We start from the raw sequence: 1,593 nt of genomic DNA on the forward strand, positions 1-1,593 counted from the left end.
ATTCATCTATTGTGGAACGGGCTTCTAGCCCGTGCTCAGCAACAGGCAAGATGCCTGTTCCACAAGACAATTCATCTATTGTGGAACGGGCTTCTAGCCTGTGCTCAGCAACAGGCAAGATGCCTGTTCCACAAGACAATTCATCTATTGTGGAACAGGCTTCTAGCCTGTTGCTGACATCTGTATCATTTCCAGTCAGCAACCAGCGGGGAACCGGTTGCTGGAAAAATCGCCAGTTGGGGTCAAATTTGCGCGATCGCGAACACACAATTTGCACCGGTTGTGGGGGCTTTCCTTGCAGTTTCCTTTGTTCTAGCAAATCGGGTGAAAAGACTCTCAGAGTAGTTCCATAGGCGCGTAAAGTGCCGTTTCCGAACAAAACTGCGTCACTGGCGGCGACTTGTTGTTCGAGGTGAGATTTGTCGTTAGCTGAACCGAATCTGGCGGCGGTGAGGGCGGTATCTGTAATTTTGCCATCGGCACTCATGGCGAGTATTACTGTTGTGTGAATCATTCGATTTGGGATTTAGGGTTCGGGATTTTAGAATACAAAAAACCCAGCGGTTGAAATCGCCGAGTGTTTCTACCTCATTTACCTAATTCCCGAATAAACGATCGATCGCAACTGAAACATTTGGAAAAGCGAGGGGATTAATATTACCGTGAGTCAGAGTTTCTCTGAATTGATAGCCAGCATCGGTAGGATCTCGAAACACGATTAATTCCATAGTTCGCAAATTGACAACCCAATACTCGGCAATCCCGGCGGCGGCGTAAATTTTGTTCTTAATTCCCAAGTCTTTAGTCAGAGTAGAATTGGAGTATTCTATCAGCCAAAAGATGTTTTCTGGATAGGGATGATGTTCTCGATAATTTTGTCCCAAACGTTGAATTATAGCGATATCTGGTTCGGGTTCGGAGTTGTTAAGTGGCAAGGTAATGGGCTTACCTTGTCGCACTTTAGCCCGATCGCCTAGCAAGTAAATTAGGTACTCTCCAGCCTCATCGCTACAGTAAGCATGAGATTCTCCTTCGGGAGCCATTTCGATTATTTCTCCACCGATTAGTTCAACTTTTCGCCCTTCCAGAATGCCGGCTGCAATGATGCGGTGGTAGTCTGCAACCGTCCATTTTACAGTTGTGACGCTCACGGCGATTACTCCTGTGTTTTTATTGTTATTTTACAGTCGATCGCACATTTCTCCCAAAAACCCGATCGCCCATCCACCCAAAAATGCGATCGCACATCCACAAAAAACCCGATCGCCCATCCACAAAAAACCCGATCGCCCATCCACCCAAAAACCCGATCGCCCATCCACAAAAAACCCGATCGCCCCATCAATCCATCAACCCAAAAACCCCGGCGGTTGAAACCGCGGCTACACAGACAAAACCCGCCTCCGCGGGTTGAAGATTTACCCGATGATTTTCCATCTCCGAATACCCTCTTCGTCCGCGGAGGCGGACATTGTTTGTGTAGACGCGGTTTCTAAGAGACTGTTGGCGAATTAAAAAAGGGTGAAACCAAACATCCCACAATCGTGGAAAAAAACTATGATGAGGCAGAGGGAAAAAGAGCGGCAAAACGAG

Annotated in this window: 3 protein-coding genes; 1 reads left to right on the forward strand and 2 read right to left on the reverse strand. The window is 47.3% G+C overall.

The window, feature by feature from the left end:
* Together JGK20_RS33210 and JGK20_RS33215 are read right to left on the reverse strand one after the other, a co-directional pair.
* On the reverse strand, positions 1 to 514 hold a 514-nt coding region (locus tag JGK20_RS33210), incomplete at its 3' end, for a dihydrofolate reductase family protein (RefSeq protein ID WP_293233658.1).
* Between the two features lie 82 nt (positions 515 to 596).
* Complete coding sequence (locus JGK20_RS33215) at positions 597 to 1,151, reverse strand: Uma2 family endonuclease (protein ID WP_293185503.1); 555 nt, start codon at positions 1,149 to 1,151, stop codon at positions 597 to 599.
* 13 nt (positions 1,152 to 1,164) lie between these two features.
* Here JGK20_RS33215 and JGK20_RS33220 point away from each other — a divergent pair, with 13 nt between their 5' ends.
* The gene (locus tag JGK20_RS33220; protein WP_293185504.1) at positions 1,165 to 1,374 is read left to right on the forward strand and encodes a hypothetical protein; all 210 of its coding nucleotides are present in this window, start codon (positions 1,165 to 1,167) and stop codon (positions 1,372 to 1,374) included.
* Positions 1,375 to 1,593 lie beyond the last annotated feature (219 nt).

It is taken from the genome of Microcoleus sp. PH2017_05_CCC_O_A (genome assembly GCF_020738785.1).
In the GTDB taxonomy this organism is placed as follows: Bacteria; Cyanobacteriota; Cyanobacteriia; order Cyanobacteriales; family Microcoleaceae; genus Microcoleus.